Source organism: Myxococcus sp. CA033, from assembly GCF_013336625.1.
Taxonomy (GTDB): domain Bacteria; phylum Myxococcota; class Myxococcia; order Myxococcales; family Myxococcaceae; genus Myxococcus; species Myxococcus llanfairpwllgwyngyllgogerychwyrndrobwllllantysiliogogogochensis.
The window spans coordinates 260981-284038 of sequence record NZ_JABUMU010000008.1; the positions used below are offsets into that span (position 1 = coordinate 260981).

13 protein-coding genes are annotated in these 23058 nt (G+C 67.8%); 10 read left to right on the top strand and 3 right to left on the bottom strand.

What is annotated here, in order from left to right; all coding sequences use genetic code 11:
- The first annotated feature begins 25 nt into the window (after positions 1 to 25).
- Positions 26 to 1303, top strand: a complete 1278-nt coding sequence (clpX, locus tag HUA78_RS21830; protein WP_141644784.1) for an ATP-dependent Clp protease ATP-binding subunit ClpX — start codon at positions 26 to 28, stop codon at positions 1301 to 1303.
- A gap of 72 nt (positions 1304 to 1375) precedes the next feature.
- Here the strand turns inward: clpX and HUA78_RS21835 are convergent, their stop codons facing one another.
- Positions 1376 to 6697 (bottom strand): trifunctional serine/threonine-protein kinase/ATP-binding protein/sensor histidine kinase, encoded by a 5322-nt coding sequence (locus HUA78_RS21835; protein WP_174477067.1) that lies wholly within the window; start codon positions 6695 to 6697, stop codon positions 1376 to 1378.
- 57 nt (positions 6698 to 6754) lie between these two features.
- On the opposite strand from HUA78_RS21835, the gene crtI reads away from it, so the two are divergent.
- The 3 genes from crtI (at position 6755) to HUA78_RS21850 (ending at position 10548) form a co-directional block, all read left to right on the top strand.
- Positions 6755 to 8374 carry a phytoene desaturase family protein gene (gene crtI, locus HUA78_RS21840; RefSeq protein ID WP_371745632.1) on the top strand — a complete coding sequence of 540 codons (1620 nt, stop codon included), beginning with the start codon at positions 6755 to 6757 and terminating at the stop codon, positions 8372 to 8374.
- Positions 8375 to 8612: 238 nt separating this feature from the next.
- Positions 8613 to 9422, top strand: a complete 810-nt coding sequence (locus HUA78_RS21845; protein WP_174456613.1) for a hypothetical protein — start codon at positions 8613 to 8615, stop codon at positions 9420 to 9422.
- A gap of 205 nt (positions 9423 to 9627) precedes the next feature.
- Complete coding sequence (locus tag HUA78_RS21850) at positions 9628 to 10548, top strand: HEAT repeat domain-containing protein (protein WP_256433661.1); 921 nt, start codon at positions 9628 to 9630, stop codon at positions 10546 to 10548.
- A 3-nt stretch (positions 10549 to 10551) separates the two neighbouring features.
- Here HUA78_RS21850 and HUA78_RS21855 read toward each other — a convergent pair whose 3' ends face one another.
- The gene (locus tag HUA78_RS21855) at positions 10552 to 12798 is read right to left on the bottom strand and encodes a carotenoid oxygenase family protein (protein ID WP_174463642.1); all 2247 of its coding nucleotides are present in this window, start codon (positions 12796 to 12798) and stop codon (positions 10552 to 10554) included.
- Positions 12799 to 12992: 194 nt separating this feature from the next.
- On the opposite strand from HUA78_RS21855, the gene HUA78_RS21860 reads away from it, so the two are divergent.
- Positions 12993 to 14996, top strand: coding sequence for a response regulator (locus HUA78_RS21860; protein ID WP_174477068.1), 2004 nt, complete (start codon positions 12993 to 12995; stop codon positions 14994 to 14996).
- A 15-nt stretch (positions 14997 to 15011) separates the two neighbouring features.
- Here HUA78_RS21860 and HUA78_RS21865 read toward each other — a convergent pair whose 3' ends face one another.
- The gene (locus HUA78_RS21865; protein WP_141644778.1) at positions 15012 to 16532 is read right to left on the bottom strand and encodes an Hsp70 family protein; all 1521 of its coding nucleotides are present in this window, start codon (positions 16530 to 16532) and stop codon (positions 15012 to 15014) included.
- 337 nt (positions 16533 to 16869) lie between these two features.
- On the opposite strand from HUA78_RS21865, the gene HUA78_RS21870 reads away from it, so the two are divergent.
- The 5 genes from HUA78_RS21870 to nla6 all read left to right on the top strand — a co-directional run bounded on the left by HUA78_RS21870 (position 16870) and on the right by nla6 (position 23033).
- Positions 16870 to 19116: a PrkA family serine protein kinase gene (locus HUA78_RS21870; RefSeq protein WP_141644777.1), complete on the top strand. Its 2247-nt coding sequence runs from the start codon at positions 16870 to 16872 to the stop codon at positions 19114 to 19116.
- Between the two features lie 124 nt (positions 19117 to 19240).
- Positions 19241 to 20113, top strand: a complete 873-nt coding sequence (locus HUA78_RS21875) for a serine protease (RefSeq protein ID WP_174477069.1) — start codon at positions 19241 to 19243, stop codon at positions 20111 to 20113.
- A gap of 63 nt (positions 20114 to 20176) precedes the next feature.
- Positions 20177 to 20629, top strand: a complete 453-nt coding sequence (locus tag HUA78_RS21880; RefSeq protein WP_141644775.1) for a cytidine/deoxycytidylate deaminase family protein — start codon at positions 20177 to 20179, stop codon at positions 20627 to 20629.
- Positions 20630 to 20828: 199 nt separating this feature from the next.
- Entirely contained in the window at positions 20829 to 21509 is a 681-nt protein-coding gene (locus HUA78_RS21885) for a HAMP domain-containing sensor histidine kinase (RefSeq protein ID WP_174456609.1), read from the top strand.
- A gap of 78 nt (positions 21510 to 21587) precedes the next feature.
- Complete coding sequence (nla6, locus tag HUA78_RS21890; RefSeq protein ID WP_141644773.1) at positions 21588 to 23033, top strand: enhancer binding protein Nla6; 1446 nt, start codon at positions 21588 to 21590, stop codon at positions 23031 to 23033.
- Positions 23034 to 23058: the final 25 nt, after the last annotated feature.

Consider the following 23058-nt stretch of genomic DNA (forward strand, 5'->3'; position numbering starts at 1 on the left):
GGGGTCGGCGAACTCGGAGGCGGCAGTGAAGAAGGAGCACCACGTCAACCTGTCCTGCTCGTTCTGCGGAAAATCGCAGCGCGAGGTCCGCAAACTGATTGCGGGACCTACGGTCTACATCTGCGATGAGTGCATCAAGCTCTGCAACGACATCATCGCGGATGAGAACGAGCGTGAAGAAGGCAAGCCTCAGGTCAGCCTGCCAACGCCTTCGGAAATCAAGGCGTTCCTCGATGAGTACGTCATCGGGCAGGACCAGGCCAAGAAGGTACTCGCCGTAGCGGTGTACAACCACTACAAGCGAATCTACCAGAAGAAGCCTTCGGCTCGACCGCGCCCTGGCGTGAAGAGTCCGTCGGGCGAGGAGGTGGAGCTCAGCAAGAGCAACATCCTGCTCATCGGCCCCACGGGCAGCGGCAAGACGCTGCTGGCGCAGTCGCTGGCGCGCTTCCTCAACGTCCCGTTCACCATCGCGGATGCCACCAGCCTCACCGAGGCCGGCTACGTGGGTGAGGACGTGGAGAACATCATCCAGAACCTGCTCCACAACGCCGACTACGACGTGGAGAAGGCGGCGCGCGGCATCGTCTACATCGACGAGATCGACAAGATCGCGCGCAAGGGCGACATGCCCAGCGCGACCCGCGACGTGGGCGGTGAAGGCGTGCAGCAGGCGCTCTTGAAGATCATCGAGGGCACGCGCGCCAATGTCACCCCGAGGGGTGGCAAGAAGTACAACCAACAGGAGTACGTGCAGGTCGACACGACGAACATCCTGTTCATCTGCGGCGGCGCGTTCCACGGCATCGACGGCGTCATCAAGCGCCGCGTGGGCGAGAAGGGCCTGGGCTTCGGGGCGCGAATCTCGCACCGCGAGGACCGCAGCGTGGGCGAGCTGCTGGCGCTGACGGAGCCGGAAGATTTGATGAAGTTCGGGATGATTCCCGAGTTCATCGGTCGTCTGCCGATGATCGCCACGCTGAATGATTTGAAGGAAGAGGACCTGGTCACCATCCTCGCCCAGCCGAAGAACGCGCTGGTGAAGCAGTACCAGAAGCTCTTCGAGATGGAGAAGGTGAAGCTGACCTTCACGAAGGAGGCGCTGCGCGCCATCGCTCGCGAGGCGATGCGCCGTCACTCCGGAGCGCGTGGCCTGCGCGCCATCCTCGAGGATGCGATGCTGGAGATCATGTACGACGTGCCGTTCCGCGAGGGCGTCAAGGAGTGCAAGATCACCGAGACGGTCATCACCCGTCACGAGGCACCCCAGCTCGTCATGGAGAAGGAGAAGAAGACGGCCTAGCCGCCGCGCTGCTTCTCTGATGTTCCGGCCCCTCCTTCCCGTGTGGAACGAGGGGCCTTCTCATGTCCGGCGTCAGGCGGCGGCGGTGGTGCCCTTGGGCGCGGGGAGGGTGATGATGAACTCCGCGTACTCGCCCAGGATGCTCTCCACCCGAATCTCGCCCTGATGCTCCTGGACGATGTCGTGGCAGAGCGACAGGCCCAGGCCCGTGCCGGAGCCGGCGGGCTTGGTGGTGAAGAACGGGTCGAACAGCTTCTCGCGAATCTCCAGCGGAATGCCCGGCCCGTTGTCTCGCACGCGCAGCTCCACGCGGTCTCCCTGCCGGCGGGTGGAGACCTGGACGCGAGGGACGAAGCCCGCGTCGGCCTTCTGCTGCTTCTGCACCGTGGCGTAGAAGGCGTTGTCGAGGATGTTGATGAGCAGGCGGCTGATGTCGCCGGCCACCACCTCCACGGTGCCGACGGTGGCGTCCAGCTCCGTGTCCGTCTCCACGGTGGCCGCGCCCTGGCGGGCTCGCAGCCCCTGCACGGCCAGGTTGACGCTGTCGCGAATCAACATGTTCAGGTCCGCGCGGGTGCGCGAGCCCTCCGAGCGCCGCGAGTGCCGCAGCATCGTCTTGATGATTCCCGATGCACGCTGGCCGTGGGACTGGATGCGCTTCGAGTTCTGCTTCAAGTCCTCCAGCGTCTCCAGCACGTCCTCCGCCGTCGTGGCGTCGAACTTGTCCGTCATGCCCCGCAGCGTGGAGTCCAGCTCGGCGGCCAGCTTCGCGGACAGCTCCGAGAAGTTGTTCACGAAGTTGAGCGGGTTCTGCAGCTCGTGGGCGATGCCCGCGGTGAGTGAGCCCAGGGACGCCAGCTTCTCCTGTGCCACCAACTGCCGCTGCATCTCCTGGATGCGGCTGAGCGTGCCCGCCAGCTCCACGTTCTTGCTCTGGAGCTCCGCGGTGCGCTCATCCACGCGCCGCTCCAGCGTGTGGCTGTACTCCTCCAGGCTCGCGTACAGGCCCGCGTTCTCCAGGGAGATGGCGCCCTGGAAGGACAAGAGGCGCAGCACCTCGAGGCGCTCGGGGGTGAAGGCGCCTCGCGTCGCGTCGTTCTCCAGGTAGAGCACCCCCGTGAGCGAGCCCTGCTTCAGTAGCGGGCTGCACAGCACGGACTTCGGACGCGCGCTGCGGACGTACGGGTCCTCGGAGAAGGGCTCCTCCGCCGTCGCGTCATCGAGGAGCACCGTCTCGCCGGTGCGCACGACGTAATGGACGATGGAGGCCGGCAGCGCCGTGGACGACTCCACCGGCACGGCCTGCCCTTGCAGCACCCGGGCTCCATCCACGGAGCCCTCCGCTTCGATGAAGAGGCCCGCGGGCTTCTTGAGGATGAGGAAGCCGCGCCGCGCGCCCGCGTTCTCGATGAGCAGCGTCATCAATTTGCGCAGCAGCTTGTCCAACACGATTTCGCCGGACAGCGCGCGCGCCGTCTTGAGCACCGACTCCAGGTCCAGCGCGGCCAGCGGAGTGCCACCGGACTCCTCGGTCCGAGGGAACTCTGGAGCCGAAGACGTCAGCAGGCGCGGATGCTCTCGCTCCATTCGCGAGACGAGGGCCCGAGCACCCCAGCGCAGATACGCGCTCCGTGCCTCTTCCAGATACGAACGGGCCACTCGCTCGCGACCCACGGACAGGTGGAAGTGCGCGGCCCGCTCGCAGGCCACGCCCTCGTCGAGCGACAACCCGTGCTCCCGGGCCAGCCGGATGGCCCGGTCATAGCCATCCGCTGCTTCGTCGGCGCGCCCGTCCACGCGCGCGCGCTCCGCGTCGAGCAGCTCCGCGCGCGCGCCGTAGTTCATCGGGGCGATGCGGGCCCAACCCCGCATCTGCTTGCGGAGGGTGTCGATGGCGCGCGAGGAGCGGATTCGCTCCAGCGGTCCCTTCGTGGGATGGAGCTGGAGGAGCGCCAGGCCCTGGAAGAACTTGTACCAGGGCAGATACATCTGCCCCGCGATGAGCTCCACGCGCGCGTCCACCGCCGCCGCGCTCTCCAGCGCTCCGCTCGCATCACCCCACAACCAGCGCCGCATGGTGCGCATGACGTCGCAGGTGGCGATGCCGTTGGCATAACCGAGCTGGTGATACGGGGCGACGATGTCCTGCTCCCGTGCCTCCACGTCCCCGGTGAATGCACCCGTGAGCACGTCGAGCGTGTGCCGCGTGTACTGGAGGAAGGGCACGTTCTGGTGCCGGTGCGAGGCGAGGGCATCGATGAAGCGGTCGACGCGCGGGCCATGCTCTCCCAGTCCATCCCGCGCGATGAGCGACACGGCGCAGCCCGCGCTCGAGTTGTACGCGAAGTACTCGATGTCGCCTGTCTCCTGGCCCTTGCTCGCCCCGGCGAAGAAGTCGTCGATGCACGGCGACAGCGGCTCCTTCCAGTGCCGGATGAAGAGGTTGAAGACGAAGTGGACCATCGACCGCAGGCTCTCCGCGCCGAAGCGGTCCAACGTCTTCAATGCCAGCCGGCCGTAGCGGTAGCCCTCCTCGGGATTGCCCAGGTGGACGCTGAGCATCAGGCCATAGCCCACGTAGCCGAAGGCCGCCGTGCCCGTCGCTCCATGACGGATGGAAATCTGGAGGTTGCGCAACACGACGAGCGGGAAGAGCAGCGGCCGGGCCATGAACGCGGCCGTGGCCAGCTTCATCATCACCCGCAGCGTGGCGAGCAGCAGCGGGTCCGTCAGCTCCGGAAGTGACTCCAGGTCCTCGGGCTTGCGCAGCCCCAGGTACATCTTCGTCTTCGCCACGGCGGCCAGGACATGCGCCTGCTTGGGCTTCGCGGGCAGGTGCTGCCCCAACGTCCCGAGGACCTTCAGCCCCAGGTCCACCGCGCGCTCGTGCTCACCCCGGTGCGAGTGACACTGGAGTCGCACCAGATGCACCCGCACCTGTTCGAGTCGGTCCACCGCATGGGCCAGCGCCGTGCTGGCCAGTCGCTCCATCTGCTCGAAGTCCGCAGCGAGGTACGCCGCCTCGGCCGCTTCGACGTGCAGGTCGAACGCGAGCGCGCGGTTCCACTTCCAGCCCTCGTCTCCGAGGAGCTGTCGCCCTGTCGTCAGGAGCCGCAGCGCCGCGGCCCACGCACCGCGTGACTTGGCGCCGCGCCCCGCGCGCAGGTCCAGCTCCGCCACGCGGTTGCGTTCCTCCGCGTCCTTCAAGACGGGCAGGGCGAGGTGGAAGTGGCTGACGATGTCGGCGAGCTGCTCGTCCATCAGCTCGGGAGGCGTGTGCCGCAGCAGCAGCCGGCCGATGCGCGCATGCACCTCCGGATGCTCGCTGACGGGCGTCAGCTCCAGGGCTGCCTGCTGGACGCGGTCGTGCGCGAACTGGAAGCTGTCGCTGCTCTCGGTATCGGCGAGCCGTTCGCCCACCGGGGCCACCAGCCCCGCCTGGAGCACTTCGTCCAGGGCCTCTTCCGCCTGCTCCGGCGAGCGCTCCAGGACGACGGCGAGGTTGCGCAACGTGAAGGTATGTCCGAGTGCCGCCGCCACTGGCAACAGGGCCTGCGCACCCGGGCTCAGCTCTCGAATTCGCGCCGTGAGCAGCGCCACCACGCCGTCGCTGAAGTCCTGTCCGCGCAGCGCTCCACCATCCCACCGGAACCCGCCGCCCTCCGCGTCGAAGCGCACGAGCCCGCGCTCGTAGAAGGCGCGCAGGAGCTGCACCGCGAAGAACGGATTGCCCTCCGTCAACGAGAGCACCACCGCGTCCAGTTGCGTGTCCGGCTGACCCGCCGCCGCGGGGAAGACATCGGCCACGAGGCGGGTGAGCTGTGCGGGTGTCAGCGGCTCCAGGTCGATGCGCTGCACGGGCGTGCCCGCATCGCGCAGTGCCTGCGTGAGTCCCTCCACCGGATGCTCGGGCCCCAGCTCCTCGGAGCGACAGGCCGCGACGATGAGCAGGTGATTGAGTCCCCGGTCCGACAGGAGCAGGCGCAGCAACTGGAGGCTCGCGCTGTCCGCCCATTGAAGGTCGTCGAGCACGATGACGAGCGGATGCTCCTTCGTGGCGAGCACCCCCACCAGCTTGCGCAACACGAGCTGGAATCGGAGCTCCGACTCCGCGGGGCCCAGCTCGGCGACAGGAGGCTGCTCGCCCAGCACCAGCGCCAGGCGCGGCACCGCGTCCACCACCAGCCGCCCCATGCCACCCAACGCCTCCAGCAAGCGCGCGCGCCAATCCTCCAGTCGCTCCTCGCCAAGCAGGCTGCGGGCCACCTCGCGGAAGGCCTCGAAGACGCCGCTGTAGGGCGTGTCCCGAAGGAGCTGGTCGTACTTGCCCCGCACGAACAGGCCATGTCTCGCCGACACGGGACGCTTGAGCGTGCCCGTGAGCGCGGACTTGCCCATGCCGGCCGCGCCCGTGAGCAGCACGAAGCCGGAGCGACCCGATGCGGCGCGATCAAAGGCGGCCTTCAGCTCGGCCTGTTGTGTCTCGCGCCCATAGAGCTTCTCGGGCACGGCGAAGCGTTCGGGCACGTCCTTCGTGCCCAGCTCGAAGTCGGGCACCGCGCCGGTGGTCTCCTCCAGCGCGTCGAGGCAGCGCTGGAGGTCGGCGACCAGTCCGTACGCGCTCTGGTATCGGTCCTCGGGTGACTTGGCGAGCAGCTTGAGGATGAGGGCCGAGAGGGGGCGAGGCAGCTCCGGCACGAGCTCCTGTGGCGCCGGCGGGGGGAGCGCCACGTGCGCGTGGATGAGCCCCAGGGCATCGGTGTCCGCGAAGGGCCGACGGCCGGTGAACAGCTCGAACAGCATGACACCCAGCGAGTAGAAGTCGCTGCGCGAGTCCACGCTGCGGTGGGTGCGGCCCGTGCCCTCGGGCGACAGGTATTCGAGCGTGCCCTCCAAGCGCTCCGGGGCCACAGGCGCCACTTCGGCCCGCGCGCGGCGCGTGGCCAGGGTGAGTCCCGTCAGCTTCACGGACGAGCCGTCCGCGCTCAGCAGTACGGAGGCGGGTTGCAGGTCCCGGTGCAGGATGCCGGCGGCGTGGAGTTGGCCCACGGCGCGAGCAAGGGCGACGGCGATCCTGCACCCGGCGCGGACCTCCATGCGGCCCGCGGCGAGTCGCTGGGCGAGGGTCGTCTCTCCAAAACCCTCGAGCACGAGCACGGACATGCCGGGGCGGGATTCTTCGAGGGAAAGAGGGTGGAGGACGCCGTCGAGGCGGAGGGTGTGGGTGAGCTCGAATTCGTGGCGAAGACGATTGGTGAGGGACGGGGGCCGAGTGGGCTCCGCGACCTTCAGGGTGACCCGGGCACCATCTTCCGCGCGCGTGGCGCGAAGGAGCTGGAAGGAGCCGGAGGAGGAGAGCGCTCTGTCGCTGCGGTAGCCAGGAACCTCAATCATTGCTCAACCCGTGCGCGCAGGGGCGCGGCACCCCCCCTTGGAAGGGGGAGGCTAGCTGTGCACCCCCAGGCTCGCAACAGCGCCCGGTCGCTTCACCAGGAGGGTTGCCTGCTCGCCGGAGTGGAGCGCGCGGCCCGGGTGTGCCATGGAACCTCCACGGTGATGAGACCTTCGGCCAGGGTGGAGCTCGACACGCGGCGGGACGGCAGGCGCGTTCTCGTCATCGGAAGTGGTTTTGGAGGGCTGGCGGCCGCGGTCCGACTGGCCGCGCGAGGCTGGCGAGTCACCGTCCTGGAGCGGAGGGATGGACCTGGTGGTCGGGCCCATGCCTTCCAGCAGGACGGGTTCACCTTCGATGCCGGCCCTACTGTCATCACCTGTCCGCACCTGCTCGAGGAGCTGTGGGCCCTGGCGGGACGGAAGCTGGCGGACCACGTGGAACTCAAGCCGGTGACGCCGCTGTACCGCATGCGTTTTCCGGACGGCGTCACGTTCGACTACCACACGGACAAGGAGGCGATGCTGGAGTCCGTGCGACGCATCTCGCCTGGAGACGAGGCGGGCTACCTGTCGCTCAGTGCCCGTGTCGAGCGGATGTACGAAGCGGGCATCGGCCCGCTGATGAGTGCGCCGGTACCGCACGTGCTCAGCCTCGCGCCGTTCACTCCGGCCTTGGTGCGCGATGAGGCCTTCCGGAGCATGTATGGGCTGGTGTCGCGTCACGTGAAGGACGAGCGACTGCGGCAGGCGCTGAGCTTCCATCCGCTCCTCATCGGCGGCAGTCCCTTCTCGCCCGCGAGCGCGGTGTACACGTCCATCCAGTTCGTGGAGCGGCGCTGGGGTGCGTTCTTTCCAGTGGGAGGAACGGGGGCGTTGGTGCGGGGAATGGTGTCCTTGCTGGAGTCGCTGGGGGGCGAGGTTCGCTACGGCAGCGAGGTGTCGGAGATCACGGTGGAGGGGCGCAAGGCCACGGGGGTTCGGCTCGGGGATGGTTCGTGGCTTCCCGCCGAGGCCGTGGTGTCCAATGCGGACGCGGCGTGGACGTACCGCTATCTGCTGCCCAGGCATGTGCGCAGTCACTGGACGGACACGCGCATCCAGCAGGCGCGGTACTCGATGAGCGTGTTCCTCTGGTACTTCGGAACGCGGCGTCGGTACCCGGACGTCGCGCACCACACGTTGCTGTTCGGACGCGACTTCAAGGGCATGTTCTCCGGACTGGCCGGGCCGGGGCTGCCTTCCGAGGACCCGCTGCTGTACCTCCATCGCCCCACGGCGACGGACGTGGGGCTGGCTCCGCCGGACCACGATGCGTTCTACGTGTTGGCGCCGGTGCCGCACCTGGGAGACGGCTCGAGCTGGAAGGCGAGGGCGGAGATTTTCCGTCGCAAGCTGGCGGCCCGGCTGTCGCGCACGGTGTTGCCTGGGCTGGAGCAGGAGTTGGTGACGTCGCGAGTCTTCACGCCGGAGGACTTCCGGGATGACCTGCGCTCGTTCCGGGGCGCGGCGTTCAGCTTCGCGCCCACGCTGATGCAGACCACGTTCCTCCGAGCCCAGGCCAAGAGCGAGGACGTGGACCGGCTCTACCTCGTGGGTGCGGGGACGCATCCGGGGGCGGGACTGCCCGCGGTGTTGTGCTCCGCGAAGATCGTCGACACGGTCATGGCGGAGGCCTGAGCCCGCATCGCCGCATGGAGGCGTGAGCCTCGTGCTGACGAGGCGGCGGAGCGGCTTCAGGTCTCGATGGCGGCGCGTGAGTCCGTATCGCCGCACGGAGGCGTGAGCTTCGTGCTGGGGCCGGGTCTGCTTCGGACCTCGATGGCGACGGGGCAGCCCACATCGTCACCCTGCGCTCACGCGGAGATTGAGGGCGGGGCGCGCGTGCCCGAGAATCAGGCCACGGAGGAGCGCGTACATGACGACGGTCGAGGACCTGCCCCACTGTCACATCATCCTGAAGGCGGCGCTCCAGGCCGCGCGCCCGGAGGACCGGCCCGACGGGCCGTGGGCGCTGGGAGGGCCGCGCCCTGTCTGTCCGGCAGCGGGGCAGGTGGAACTGGGGCTGTGGTTCTCCTCGCTCGTCGCGCCGCACCTCGCTGACCGGTTCGAGGAGGCCGTCGCACGACGCGTGCTGGACCACGTGCGTGACTTCCTCGCGAAGCCGTCGCGCCTCACGCCGCAGGAGTCACTCTCGCTCGGGCATCAGAAGCAACTGACCAGCCACGCGGGCCGCGCATACCACCGACTCATCGCGGACTCCCGCTCCGAGCCCAAGGAGTCGGAAGCACTCGCGGTGGCCCGGCGCACAGCGGGCGCGGCGGCGGCCCTGTGTCGGGGCAAGGACACGTATGTCCACCTCACCGCGGCTGTGGCTCGGGTGGTGAAGTACCTGCGCGAGGCGGAGACGCGCGGCGACTTGAGCGTGCATGACTTCATCGTGGAACTGGACGCGCGCATCCTCCGGCTGGAGTGTCAGGCTGCGATCACTCCATTGCTCGCGGCGGACACTCCGCCGCCGGAACTCGACGCGGTGCTGTGGCGGTTCGATGGAGGCAAGGGTCAGGCGCGGCACTTCATCGCACGTCTGCGTGGTGGAACCCTGGGCCTGGTGACGAAGCTGGGCGCGCGCTGGGCCTGGGTCGAGGGACGCCGTGATGAAGTCCTGGCCTCCGTGCCGGACACGCTCTTCGAGGACGCCACCCGTACCGTCATGGCACGGGAGTGATGCGAGGAGTCACCACGCCGCGGGGCTCGCGCGGAACTCGGGGGTGATAGGTTTTCGAGAGGCTTTCCCCTGGGAGGTATGGATTTGGGCTCAACCCCGTCAGGCCGAGTGAGTGCATTCCTCCGGAGTTTCGGTACCTGGGTCGATGGAGCTCACTCCGCCAGGGTTCAAGAACTCATCGAGCGCCTGGCGCAGCGGCCGTACGATGACTTCGCGGTGCGGGATCTCGCGGAGCTTGGCCCGCACGCGCGCCACGCGGGGGGGGGTCCTCGTTGAACATCTGGCCAGCGAAGGCTGGGACATGAGGATCACCGCGGCCCTCGCGCTCGGCCTCATCCAATACGCGGAGGCCACCGATGCGCTCATCGCGCAGCTCGAAGATGGCCCGGACTGGCGCCGTGTCCATGCCTCGGCCCGCGCTCTCGGGTTGCTCTACGCGGAGCGAGCCATCGAGTCGCTCGAGCGCATCGCGGCGAGGCATTGGTATCCGCCCGTGAAGGAGGCGGCCAGCCAGGCCGTTCGGGTCATCCGGGGCGAGGAAGAGTATCCGGCGGGGAGGACCAACTCCGTGTTCTTCGCCCATGAGCATGCGGGCGCATCCCTGACGGCCACCTCCCGTCCGTTTCTCGACCTGGGCCCGGATGAACTCCCCGCGGTCTTCCTCGCGCAACGGACCTACTCCGCCGAGGTGTTCGACATGGGCGAATATCCTTCTCGGGTGAAGAAGCGAAACCAGCGGCCCCAATGCGGCCTGCGTGTCTCGGACGGATATCTGCTGGGTGCCAGTCGGGGAGAGTGGGGTGGCGAACTCGTTCACCAGCGGGACGACGCCACCGAAACGCACATCCTCTACACCCATGTGGTTGGCATCCATCGCCTGGGGCCGCACATCATCGTCGCGACAGGACTGGCCCACCTCGGAGGGAACACGGGTCGACTGTACCGGGTGTTTGCCCAGGGCGAGACCTTCGACGTGGAGCCCTGGCGACAGCTCCCCGGTGCTCCTCAGGGCTCTGGATGGCTCGCCGACGGACGCCTCTACATCTCCTGTTTCGGGGGAGCTGTCCTCGTCTCCCCCGAGGGAGACTTCGAGATGGCGGACTCCGGGATGCTCCCGGCGAAGTGACGCTCAGTCCTTCTTGCCGCCCCCGCCCGGAGGCGACCGCGGGCGCTGGCGCGGGAAGTTCGGGAACACGTCTCGCTCGAATACCTTGCGCAGCTTCGGGAAGTTGAGCGCCCACCTCACTCCCAGCCTCCACGGCGTGAAGAGCACGCGCGGGACGCGGGGGAACAGTCCGGGGAGCCACTCCGCGTACGTCTTCTCCATCGCGTCCACGTTGTAGTCCTCGCGAACGTCCACGCAGTACTGCGGGCCCGCATTATCCGGCACGTGGCCGTCGAGGATCTCCCCCAGCCCTGGCGGAAGGAACGTGGTGTGCAACGTCATGCCCACGTCGAAGTACTTGCTGCCCAGCCGGCAGATGGGCCCCTTGCTCATGTTCTCCGAGTCGAAGATCCACACCTCGTCACCCGTGGAGTCGGCAGGCAGGTCCGGCGTCGGGTCGGAGACCACCAGCGCCACGACGTAGCCCTTCCAGTACGGCACCTTCGGCAGCTTGATGCTGGGCACGAACTGCGGCGCGAAGCCGAACCAGCCCGTGGGCAACACGTAGCCGTCGAAGCGACCCGACTTGACGTAGAACTTGAAGAAGCTCGCGGCCCGGCCTTCCTGGATGGGCAGGCCGCTCTTGTCTCCAACGATGGGCTTGTAGAGCTGGTAGACGTACTCGGGGACCATGTCCGCCGCGAACCCATCCGAGTTGAAGTAGATGGCCAGTTCGTCATCCGGAATGACCCAGTTCGGCTCCGCCCCGTCGCTGTTGTCGGACGTGGGCGAGCGCCACTTCTGCCGCAGATACAGCCGCAGGTTCGTCTCGAGTTCTCCGTTGACGAGGCCCGCGTTGGAGAAGACGGTGAGGCCCCAGGTGAAGTTGTCGTGCGAGTGCAGGCGCGACTCGATGCGCCGGTTGCGCATGTCGATGCGGTGCACCCCCAGCGAGCTGCGCGTCACCGGCACCGCCGTGGGCATGCCCTCCTGGTAGGCCTCCGCCCGGCGGCCATTGATGAGCAGGTCCCCTTCCTTGATGGTGTGGGACAGGTCCTCGGACGGCGAGTGTCCCGCGACCAGGGTGATGACGTCGTCCGGGTTCTCGTAGCGAGCCGCGAAGTGCAGGCCACCCCCGCCGGACTGGAAGCGATGCGCCGGAATCCTTGGTGGGTCGTCCCGCGACAGCGTGCCGGGAGAGGGCCGCAGGTCCGAGCGCTTCACCACCCAGAACACCGCCTGCGGGTACGCGCGCTCGGAGGTGAATCTATCCACCAGTCGCTGCACGCGCGTCATCCCCGGCAGCGCTGCCTGCACCGCGATGGTCCAGAAGTTGATGGGGAAGTTGCTGTCGAGCAACACGACGTAGTCGCGCGTGACGGCGATTTGATGGAGCGACTGGGCGACCACCGGATTGCCCGTCGCCGCGTCCATCAGTGCCCAGTGGTGCAGCCGGTTCTCCCACGTGTCCCAGCTCGACAGGTGCGTCCAGCCTTCGCCGAGCGGCCACTTGGGGGCGTGGTTGGTGAAGAAGAGGCGAGGCTTCTGCTGGGACTCGGTCTCCCGGGGAGAGATGGGCTCCGCCACTTCGGGCGCGAACGCGGGGTGCGCGGTGCTCTGGAGCAGCGGGAAGGCCCAGGGCGTGGGGATGGCGGGCTTCCACTCGCGCAGATAGCCGAGCGGCGTGTACGCCTTGAGCGTCATCGGGTGGATGGCCCACGGGCGCCCCGCGTCCGTGGTCACCAGCAACATGTTCTCACCCTCCACCAGGAACGGCGCCGTGTTGGGGGCCTCCTGCGCGCCCAGCGCGATGCTCACGTCGGAGAGCGTCGTCTCACGGAACTCGTTGAGGTAGCGGGTGATGGGGCCGCGAGAAGTCGCTCCATCGTTCACCGGTTCCCGCGCGTAGTACGACGGCGTCTCCATGATGGCGGAGCTGAAGGTCGCGTCGGCGCCGTCGAAGTCGAGCCGCAGCACCAGCCCATCCGAGGCCAGCGCGGGCGAGCCCGCATGGACGCTGGGGCCCGCGACGAAGACATGTCCATGCAGATCCGGCGGCAGCTTGCCGGCGAGCACCTTCAGCGGCTCTTTTGAGTACGGCGTCCGATCGGACGTCATCGCGTTGCGCGGCATGCCCGGGCGCAGGCCCGGATGCACGACGAGGCCGGGGTAGGTGGTCCCGTCCGGCATGTGCGGCGGCGCGGGAGCGGGCTCGTCGTCGCTGGCGGCGTGGGGAAGAGGAGGAAGAGGGGGCTTGATCGCTTCGTGCATGGACGCCTCCACGGGTAGGGAGGTGCAAGTCGTGTCAGGGGAACGGGGCCGGCACGCTATCACGCGCCGCATCTCCACCTCGCACGAGGTGGCCCGTCCGCTTGGGTAGGGAGGGACCGGGATGGGGTACCGGGTGTGGACCCCATGTGCCATCATCCCGCCGCTCGGGGCGAACAAACATGAACGAACACGACATGTCTCAGCCACGCGTCATCGGCGGGCGATACGTCCTGGAGCGGGTGCTCGGGGGCGGTGGAATGGGCACCGTGTGGGTGGCGAGGGATCCCAAGCTCCAGCGCCTGGTCGCCCTCAAGCTGATGGCGAGCCACTGCGCGCCCACCCCCCACGCGCTGCGCCAGTTCGAATGGGAAGCCCAGGCCATCGCCCGCTTCCAGAGTCCGCACGTCATCCAGGTCCACGACTGCGACCTCTCCGGTGACGAGCCCTACATCGTCATGGAGCTGCTGGAAGGCGAGGACCTGGAGGCGCTGCTCAACCGGCGCGGAAGGCTGTCGCTCGCCATGGTGGAGCGGCTGCTCACGCAGGCCTCCCGCGCGCTCACCGCCGCGCACGCCGCGGGCGTCATCCACCGGGACCTCAAGCCCGCCAACCTCTTCCTCTCGCGCAGCACGGCGGGGGAGCTGGTGAAGGTGCTCGACTTCGGGCTCGCCCTGTTGACGCAGGGAGGCGACGCGCAGCCTCATCCGGACGAGGAGATGGCGGGCACGCCGCGCTACATGAGCCCCGAACAACTGCGCGGCCTGTCGCCCCGGTTGGACCACCGCTGTGATTTGTGGGCCCTGGCCGTGGTGGCCTACCGCGCGCTCACCGGTCAGCACCCGTTCCCCTTGGAGTCGCTACGGCAGCTGCGGCTGGGCAACGTGCCTCCGGCCCCCGTGCCGCCGTCCACGCTGGTGCCCGGGCTGGGCACGGAGGTCGACGCCTTCTTCGCGCGCGCGCTCGACGTTGAGCCCTCGCGGCGGTACCAGTCCGCGCACGAGTTGTCCTCGGACTTCATCGCGCGGGTGGAGGCGGGGCGTCCGTCACGGCCAGCGAAGGTGCTGGTGGTGGACGACGAGCCGGACGTCGCGGTGCTGATGGAGCAGAGCTTCCGCAAGCAGATCCGCCGCTCCGTGTACCAGTTCCTCTTCGCGTCGGACGGTGAGGAGGCGCTGGAGGAGCTGCGCCAGAATCCCGACACCGAAGTGGTGCTCTGCGACATCAACATGCCGAGGATGGACGGGCTCACCTTCCTGTCCCGCGTGGGCGAGGTCAGCTCCCTGACTCGGGTGGTCATCGTTTCGGCGTACGGGGACATGAGCAACCTGCGCACGGCGATGAACCGGGGGGCCTTCGACTTCATCACCAAGCCCATCGACTTCCCGGACATGGAGGCGACGCTCATCAAGACGCTCAAGCACGTGCGCGAGCTGCGCCGCACGGTGCGCTACACGGAGGAGAATGGCCTCTTGCGCATGTTCGTCCCCGGCGGCGTGCTGGAGCGGATTCCTCCGATGTTGCAGGGCACGGAGGACATGTCGGGCGAGTGGGTGGAGGGCACCGTCGTCTTCATCGACGTGGATGGCTTCACGCCCGTGCTCAGCCAGCAGGCGCCCCCGGAGTCGCTGCGCCGGCTCAACGCCAACTTCGAGGCCATTGTCCCGGAAATCCTCGCGCGCGGTGGCACGGTGGACAAGTTCGTCGGGGACGCGGTGATGGCCGTGTTCCGCGGACCTGGGCACGTGGACCAGGCGCTGGAGGCGTGTCTGTCCATCCGCCGTCAGCTGGAGACCCTGGCCACTCGCGGCGGCGCGCATGCGCCCTACGCGCATGGTGTCTGCATGGGCCTGGACTCGGGAGACCTCGTCGCCGGGAGCATCGGCGCGAAGGCGTCCGGGCGGCTCGACTACACGGTGCTGGGCGAGGTGGTGAACACCGCCTCGAAGCTCGCGGGCCTGGCCCGGCGAGGGCAGGTGCTCCTCAGCGACAGGACGCGTGAGCGCGCCCGGGAGGCCTTCGTCTACGCGCCGCAGGGAGAGCAGGTGCTGCACGGCGCGACGACGTCGCTCACCGTCTTCGAACTCTTGCGCGGCGAGGGGCCCCGGGACGTGACGCCCGAGGACTCCACGCCGTTCGTCGTGTCGGAGAAGCGTGAGGAGACGCGCGAGCAGGGACTGGCGGCGCTGCCGTCCCGGTAGGGGACGGCGGAGCGCTCAGCTCTGCGTCACTCGCACGGTGGTGTTCATCTCCCGGCCGGTGGCCGGGTCCCTGGCGCGCATGGTGAGGATGCCTTCGATGTTCACATCGAAGGTGATTTCCACCTGCACGCCGCCGGCGCGGGCCTGCTGGATGCCGGAGAAGGTGAACTCGCCGAGCATGTCATTGCGCACCACCATCTCGTGGTCGCCCTGGAAGATGCGCATGGCCAGCTCGGTCTGGTTGTCCATGCTGGTGGTGGCCAGCAGCTGCTTGGCGTTGGGAATGGGCGCGTTGCGCGGGAAGACGACGTGGAAGGCTCCACCGGCCTTCTCCAGGCCAATGGCCATGGGAATCACGTCGAGCAGCTGGATGCGCAGGTTGGTGTCGTCCTGGAGCGAGTGCGCGTAGAGCGCGGCGCCGATGGCGACGGCCTCGTCCGGGTGCACGCCCTTGCTGGGCGGCTTGCCGAAGAACTTGGTCAGCCGGTCCTGGACGACGGGCATGCGCGTCTGCCCACCCACCAGCATCACCTCGTCGATGTCCTTGGTGGACAGCCCCGAATCCACCAGCACCCGCGCCACCATCTGCAGCGTGCGGTCCACGAGGTGGTTGGTGAGCTGCTCCAGCATCTTCCGGGTGAACTTCATCTCGATGTTCAGGGGCTGGCCCTGGGACGTCATCGTGATGAAGGGGATGTTGAACGGCACCTCGTCGCGCGCGGACAAGTCAATCTTGGTGCGCTCGGCCAGGTCCTTGATGCGCTGCATCGCCACCGGGTCCGTGGCCAGGTCGATGCCCGTCTTGGCCGCGAAGTCCTTCAGGACGTGGTGGATGATGGCGTTGTCGAAGTCGATGCCGCCCAGGAAGACGTCGCCGCCGGTGGCCTTCACCTCGAAGACGCGGTCCCGGATTTCGATGATGGAGACGTCGAAGGTGCCGCCGCCCAGGTCGTAGATGACGACCTTCTGCTTCAGGCCCTTGCCCACGCCGTACGCGAGCGCCGCCGCGGTGGGCTCGTTGATGATGCGCACGACGTCCAGGTCGATGAGCTTGCCGGCGTCCTTCACCGACTGGCGCTGCCTGTCATTGAAGTACGCGGGGACCGTCACCACCGCCCGCTTGATGGGCATCTTCAGGTAGTTGGACGCGACCTCTCGAATCTTCCCGAGGATCTTCGCGCTGACTTCCTGGAGGGTGAACTCCTTCTTGCCCACGTCCAGCGTGACTTCGTTCTTCTTGCCGGGGCGCAGGTTGTACGCCACGACCTTCTTCATCGTCTCCACGACGTCGCTGCCGAACGTGCGCCCCACCAGTCGCTTGGCACCGTAGACGGTGTTGCGCGGGTTGAGCTGCCACTGGCGCTTGGCCTCGTAGCCGATGAGCTCGTTCCCCTTGTCGTCAATCGCGAAGATGGAGGGGATGGTGTACTCACCGCCCTTATAGGGGATGAGCTTCACGTTCCCGCTCTCCTCGACGATCGCCGCGCACGAGTTCGTCGTGCCGAGGTCGATGCCGATGATGGGCTCCTTGTGCATCGTGTTTGGACTCCGGGTGGGCACCGAAGAGAAGGTCCGGACCGTATCTCACCCCCGGCCCCCACGCGAGTATGCTTACACCCAGCGCGCCCGCTCGCCTCCGGTCGGCTCCTGGCAAAACCCTGGAACCCCGCACGATGTCGGGCGAAAAGTCCAACCCGGCCACTCTCTTCCCTGGAGGGCAACCGGCTGCCCGAGCCCGTGGGCTGGACGACATGACGGCAAAGGGGCCTGGACTTCCAGCAGGCCGGGCGGAAAGGTCTTGGGGAGGCCAACGGAGGCTGCGGAGCGCCGGGCCCCTGACTAGAGAGAACTGACCCGTACGAGGAGAGCCACCGTGGACGCGAAGGGTTATCTGCAGGAAGTGGGCACGCAGGTGAACGCCGACTTCGTCAAGAACCGTTCGATCCTGTCCTTCGAGGAGTACCTGTCGCTCTTCATCAACGATCCGCGCGCCCAGGCGCGGAACGCGGCGCAGTACCTCCGGGACGTAATGGACCACTTCGGCACGGAGACGGTGCCGCATCCGACGGGGACGATTCGCCGCTTCAAGGTCTTCAACACGGAGGGCAGCGGGCGGGACGGCCGGGTGGCGGGGCAGGAGGAGGTGCAGAACGCCATCTACCGGGTGCTCGGCAACTTCGTGCGCGCCGGCCGCATCAACAAGCTCATCTTCCTGCACGGCCCCAACGGCAGCGCGAAGTCCACGCTGGTCAACGCGCTCAAGGCCGGCATGGAGACGTACTCCTGGCTGCCGCAGGGGGCGCTCTACCGCATCGCCTGGGTGTTCCCCTCGGAGAAGCTCATCAAGGGCTCCATCGGCTTCGGGGAGCGCACGGACGGCAACGGGGAGCTGACGACCTTCGCGCATCTGGACGCGGAGAACATCGACCTGCGCATGCCGTGTGAGCTGCGGGATCATCCGATGTTCGCCATGCCTCCAGGCGAGCGGCGCAAGGTGTTGGAGACGGCCCTGAAGAAGAAGGGGCTGGGCACCGGGGACGGGGAGTCGGGGGACTACATCCTGTCCGACTACGTGCGGGACGGAGAGCTGTGCTCCAAGTGCCGCCGCATCTACACGGCGCTGCTCAACTCGTACAACGGCGACTGGCTGAAGGTGATGCGCCACGTCCAGGTGGAGCGCTTCTACGTGTCGCGCCGCTACCAGGTGGCCACGGTGACGGTGGAGCCGCAGATGAGCGTGGACGCCGTCGTCCAGCAGATCACCGCGGACCGCACCCAGCTCAACGTGCCCGCGCCGCTGCACAGCACCGTCCTGTTCGAGCCACACGGGCCGCTCGTCCACGCCAACCGGGGCCTCATCGAGTACGCGGACCTGCTCAAGCGCCCGCTGGAGGCGTTCAAGTACCTGCTGGGGTTCAGCGAGACGAGCGAGGTGCCGCTGGAGCCGTTCGTGCTCCAGCTGGACGAGGTGCTCATCGCGTCGTCCAACGAGAAACACCTGGGCGCCTTCAAGGAGCTGCCTGACTTCGCGTCGTTCAAGGGGCGCATCGAGCTGGTGCGCGTGCCCTACCTGCGCCGCTACCGCACCGAGCAGCAGATCTACGACGCGCAGGTGTCCGCGACGACGGTGGGCAAACACGTGGCGCCCCACGCGACGGAGCTGGCCGCGATGTGGGCCGTGCTCACGCGCCTGAAGAAGCCCATTCCGGACCGCTATCCCAGCGACGTGAAGGAGCTCATCGACCACGTCACGCCGGTGGAGAAGCTGCACCTGTACGAGGAGGGCGCGCCGCCGGACCGGCTCAGCCTGGCCAACACCAAGGAGCTGAGGAAGCTGCGCGAGGAGCTGTTCACCGAGTCGGACGCGTACCCCAACTACGAGGGGCGTGTGGGCGCGAGCGCGCGCGAAATCAAGACGGCGCTGTTCAACGCCGCGCAGAACCCCGACTACAAGTGCCTCAACGGGCTGGCGGTGCTCGAGGAGCTGGAGGCCATCTGCAAGGACAAGAGCGTCTACGAGTTCCTGCTCCAGGAAGTGGTGGACGGCTACCACGACCATGAGGAGTTCGTGCGCGTGGCGGAGGCGGAGTACCTGGACCGCGTGGACACCGAGGTGCGCGAGTCCATGGGCCTGGTCTCCGAGGGCCAGTATCGCGAGCTGGTGGAGCGCTACATCCAGGGCGTCAGCCACTGGGTGCGCGGCGAGAAGATGCGCAACCGCATCACCGGCGAGATGGAAAAGCCCGACGAGCAGCGCATGCAGGAGGTGGAAGCCATCGTCATGCCACGCGGAGAAGAGGTCTCCGAGTTCCGCCGCGGGCTCATCTCCTCCATCGGCGCGCACCGGCTGGACAATCCAGACCTGGCGATGGACTACCCGCGCATCTTCCCGGACATGTTCAAGCGCCTGAGGGACCACTACTTCGAAGAGCGCAAGCGGGTGCTGCGCAAGAACAAGGAGAACGTCCTCAAGTACCTCTCCGAGGACCGAAACCAGCTGTCGACGCGCGAGCAGACGCAGGTGCAGGGCACGCTGAAGACGATGGCGGAGCGCTACGGCTACTGCGAGTACTGCGCGAAGGACGCCATCCTGTTCTTGATGAAGAAGCGCTACGCCTGAGGCCGGGCGGGCAGGCGACCGGCCCCTGCAGGGCGCCTGCTTTCCAATGAGGATGGGGCGTGGGGAAGATGGGCGTCGCAAGCGAGTTCGCAGTCTCAGCGCCGTCCTTCATCCCGGAGAGTCGATGACCCGCTTCCTCCTGGGCGCCCCCGTCGCCCTGCTCGCCCTCGCATCGTGTGCCGGTGCGCCCGCGTCTCCCGCCAGCGCTCCCGTGCCACAGGCGCCGCCGGAGGTGGTGCGGGTAACCACGCCGGAGCCGTCGAGGCCGACGCGCAAGGAGATGGTGCGCCGCATCCTCCCTCACAACGTGCGCCTGCAAATCACGGAGGCGGACAAGGTGAGGCGCACGGCCTCCGGCGTGGTGGTGGGCTCCGAGCGGAGCGCGGAGGGCGTGGTCGCGTGGGTCATCACCAATGCGCACGCGGTGGTGATGGACGACCTGAATGCCCCCACGCTGAACGTGCTGGTGGACCGCCGCGCGGATGTGGAGTCGCACGTGGGCCAGGTGGTGGCGACCGGACAGGTGCCGGACCTGGACCTGGCACTCGTGAAGGTGCCGGGGCTGGCGTTGCCCGCGGTGGAGTTGGCGGACGAGGCGGAGCTGGAGTTGGGCGAGGACGTCGTCGTGGCGGCGTCGCCCTATGGCCGCGCGCTGTCGCTGTCCGGCGGCATGTTGTCCCAGGTGGAGTGGGACCGGGAGTCCCGGCGTCCGAGGATGGTGAAGACGGACGCGCCCATCGGCTACGGCGCGTCGGGCGGCGGCATCTTCAGCCTGGAGTCGGGCCGGCTGCTGGCCATCGTGGAGGGCTACCGCACGGCGCAGGTGGACTTCGCGGTGCGTGAGGAGAGCTACAGCTTCGACGTGCCCATGCCCGGCGAGACGTTCGCCGCGCCCAGCACCAAGGTGCGACAGTTCCTGCAAGCCAAGGGCTTCGGGCGCTTGTTGGAACGCAGCCTGCCTGGCGAGGGAGGCGTCGCTCACGCCGCCGGGCGCTGAGCCGCCTTTTTGTCGACAGCCGTCCGCTGCGCGCTACATCTGCTCGGGCCAGGAGGCGAGCGGATGTCGGGACGTGTTTCGTGGGATCAGTACTTCATGGACATCGCCAAGCAGGTGGCGACGCGGGCCACGTGTGATCGCAAGCACGTGGGGGCCGTCATCGTCCGTGGACGAACCATCCTGTCCACCGGCTACAACGGCTCCATCCGCGGCCTGCCGCACTGTGACGACGTGGGCCACATGATGGAGAACGGACACTGCGTGGCGACGGTGCACGCGGAGGCGAACGCCATCATCCAGTCCGCCACCAACGGCGTGGCCATTGATGGAGCGACCATCTACACGACCGCCAGCCCCTGCTGGCCGTGCTTCAAGCTGATCGCCAACGCGGGCCTCGTCCGCATCGTCTTCGGCGAGTTCTATCGGGATCCCCGCATCTTCGAGGTGGCCTCCCAGCTCAAGCTGGAGCTCGTTGGCCTGGGTGAGGCCGCGCGCCCTCCCGCGTCCTCGACCTGAAGCGCCTGCTGGAACCCTTCGGGAAGCGTCATCCGGACAACACTCCGGAGCCTGTCCAAGCCATTGACTCCACTCGGGAATTTGCCGTTTCCGGCAAGAATTACCGACCCAGGGTTGACGTTGTGGAACAGGCTCCCTAACTCTTGCCGGCGGTGGGGTGGCGGCGGGAGAGGGAGACGAAAAACCCGAGGAGTTTCCGTTGGTTAGCTCGACGGCTGTGTCCAGTAGCGTGGTGCGTGTCCAGGAAGCGACGGATCCCGTGGTGGGCGCTGCCCGCTATGGCGCCGTGCAGACGCTGATGGACAGCCTGCTGCACGACGTCCGCAACCCGCTCAATGCGATGGCCATCCACCTGGAGGTGCTGTCGGAGAAGCTGAAGGCGGAGACCGGGCAGGTGCCGCCGTCGCAGGAGAAGAACCTCAAGGCGCTGCGCGAGCAGATCCAGCGCGTGGACGGAATCCTGCGGCAGTTCTCCGACTTCATCGTGACCCGGGGCGGCACGGCGGGCGAAGTGGACCTGTCGGACGCGACGACGCGGGCGCTGGGCGTGGTGGCTCACGAGGGACGCAAGCGTCGGGCCACGGTGCAGGTGGCGGTGGAGGCGGGCGTGCTGGTCCGCCTGGCGGACACCTCGGAGCTGGGCTTCTTCGTCATCCAGGCGTTGCTGCGGGGCTTCCGGCGGGCCGAAGGCGGGGGCTCGGTGCGCGTCACGGTGCGAGGGGAAGGCTCGGTGGCGGTGCTGGAGGTGGAGGACACCGGGGGCGACAGCGCTCCGGAGCACGCGGACGTGGTGGCGGCCCTGGGGCTGCGCTGTGCCCAGCTGGGAGTGGACCTCCACGTCCGAGGTGGTTCCTGCCGGCTCATCTTTCCTCGCGCTTGAGGGCTGTACCGGGCGCCAGGCTTCTCCTTCAGAGTCATCCCCCATTCGCGTCACGACGCAGTACCGGAGGTCTTCATCTTGGGTAGCGCACGAATCCTGGCCGTGGACGACGAACGCGACACGTGCGAGGCGCTGGCGGAAATGCTCAGCACCTGGGGGCACAAGGTCGAGACGGCCTTCGACGGGCACGATGCCCTGCGCAAGGCCGGAGAGTTTCGACCGGACGTCGTCCTGTCGGACCTGGCGATGCCGGAGACCGACGGACTGTGGCTGCTGCGCAACCTCAAGGAAGAGCTGCCGGACTGTCCGGTGGTGTTCCTCACGGGCCGCGGCACCATCGACGCGGCGGTGGAGGCCATCCGCGAGGGTGCGTATGACTTCATCGTCAAGCCGCTGGACACCGCGCGCCTCAAGGTCTGCATCGACCGCGCGCTGGAGAAGAAGGAGACGATGCGCGAGGTGCAGACGCTGCGCCGTCGCCTCAAGCAGCTGGGCTCTTCCGACCTGATCGCCCAGTCCGCGGGCATGCGCAAGGTCATCGAGCTGGTGGAGAAGGTGGCCCCGTCCAAGGCCAGCGTGTCCATCAGCGGCGAGTCCGGCACGGGCAAGGAGGTGGTGGCGCGCGCCGTCCACAACCTGTCCCTGCGCCGCGACAAGCCCTTCATCGCCATCAACTGCGCGTCCATCCCCGCCACGCTGATCGAATCGGAGATCTTCGGCCACGAGCGCGGCGCCTTCACCGGCGCGGATCAGCGCCGTCCGGGCGTGTTCGAGCTGGCCCATGGCGGCACGCTGTTCCTGGACGAATTGGGAGAGATTCCCATCGACCTGCAGGCCAAGCTGCTCCGCGTGCTGGAAGAGAGCCGCCTGCGCCGGCTGGGTGGCAAGGTGGAGCTCGAGGTGGACGTGCGCGTGTTGTGCGCCACCAACCGCGACCTGAAGCAGGAGATCAAGAACGGGCGATTCCGCGAGGACCTCTACTTCCGGCTCAACGTGTTCCAGATCCACCTGCCGCCCCTGCGCGAGCGCCGCGAGGACGTGCCCATCCTGGTCCAGCACTTCGTGGACAAGTTCCGCGGGGACTCGGCCAAGCGCGTGTCCGGGGTGCACCCGGAGGCCATGGAGGTGCTCAAGAACTACGAGTGGCCGGGCAACATCCGCGAGCTGCGCAACGCGGTGGAGCGCGCGGTGATCCTCTGCGACGGGGAGCTGATCACCCGGGAGCACCTGCCGCCGGACATGGCGGGCAAGGGCCCGGAACGACACACGTTCCGGCTGCCTTTTGGCCTGAGCCTGGACGCGGTGGAGCGCGAGTACATCCTGGGAAGCCTCCAGCGCAATGGCAACAACAAGGCGCGCACGGCGGAGGTGCTCGGGGTGAGCGAGAAGACGCTCTACAACAAGCTCAATCGCTATGCGGCGGAGGCGCGCACTCAGCAAGGCGGGCCCTCGCGTGACAACGGGCCGCTGGGGGGACAGGGAGGCGATGGCCCCCTGAGCGCCCACAACCTGGTCGCTCGCTGACCTGACGGGTAGGAAATCCCCTCCG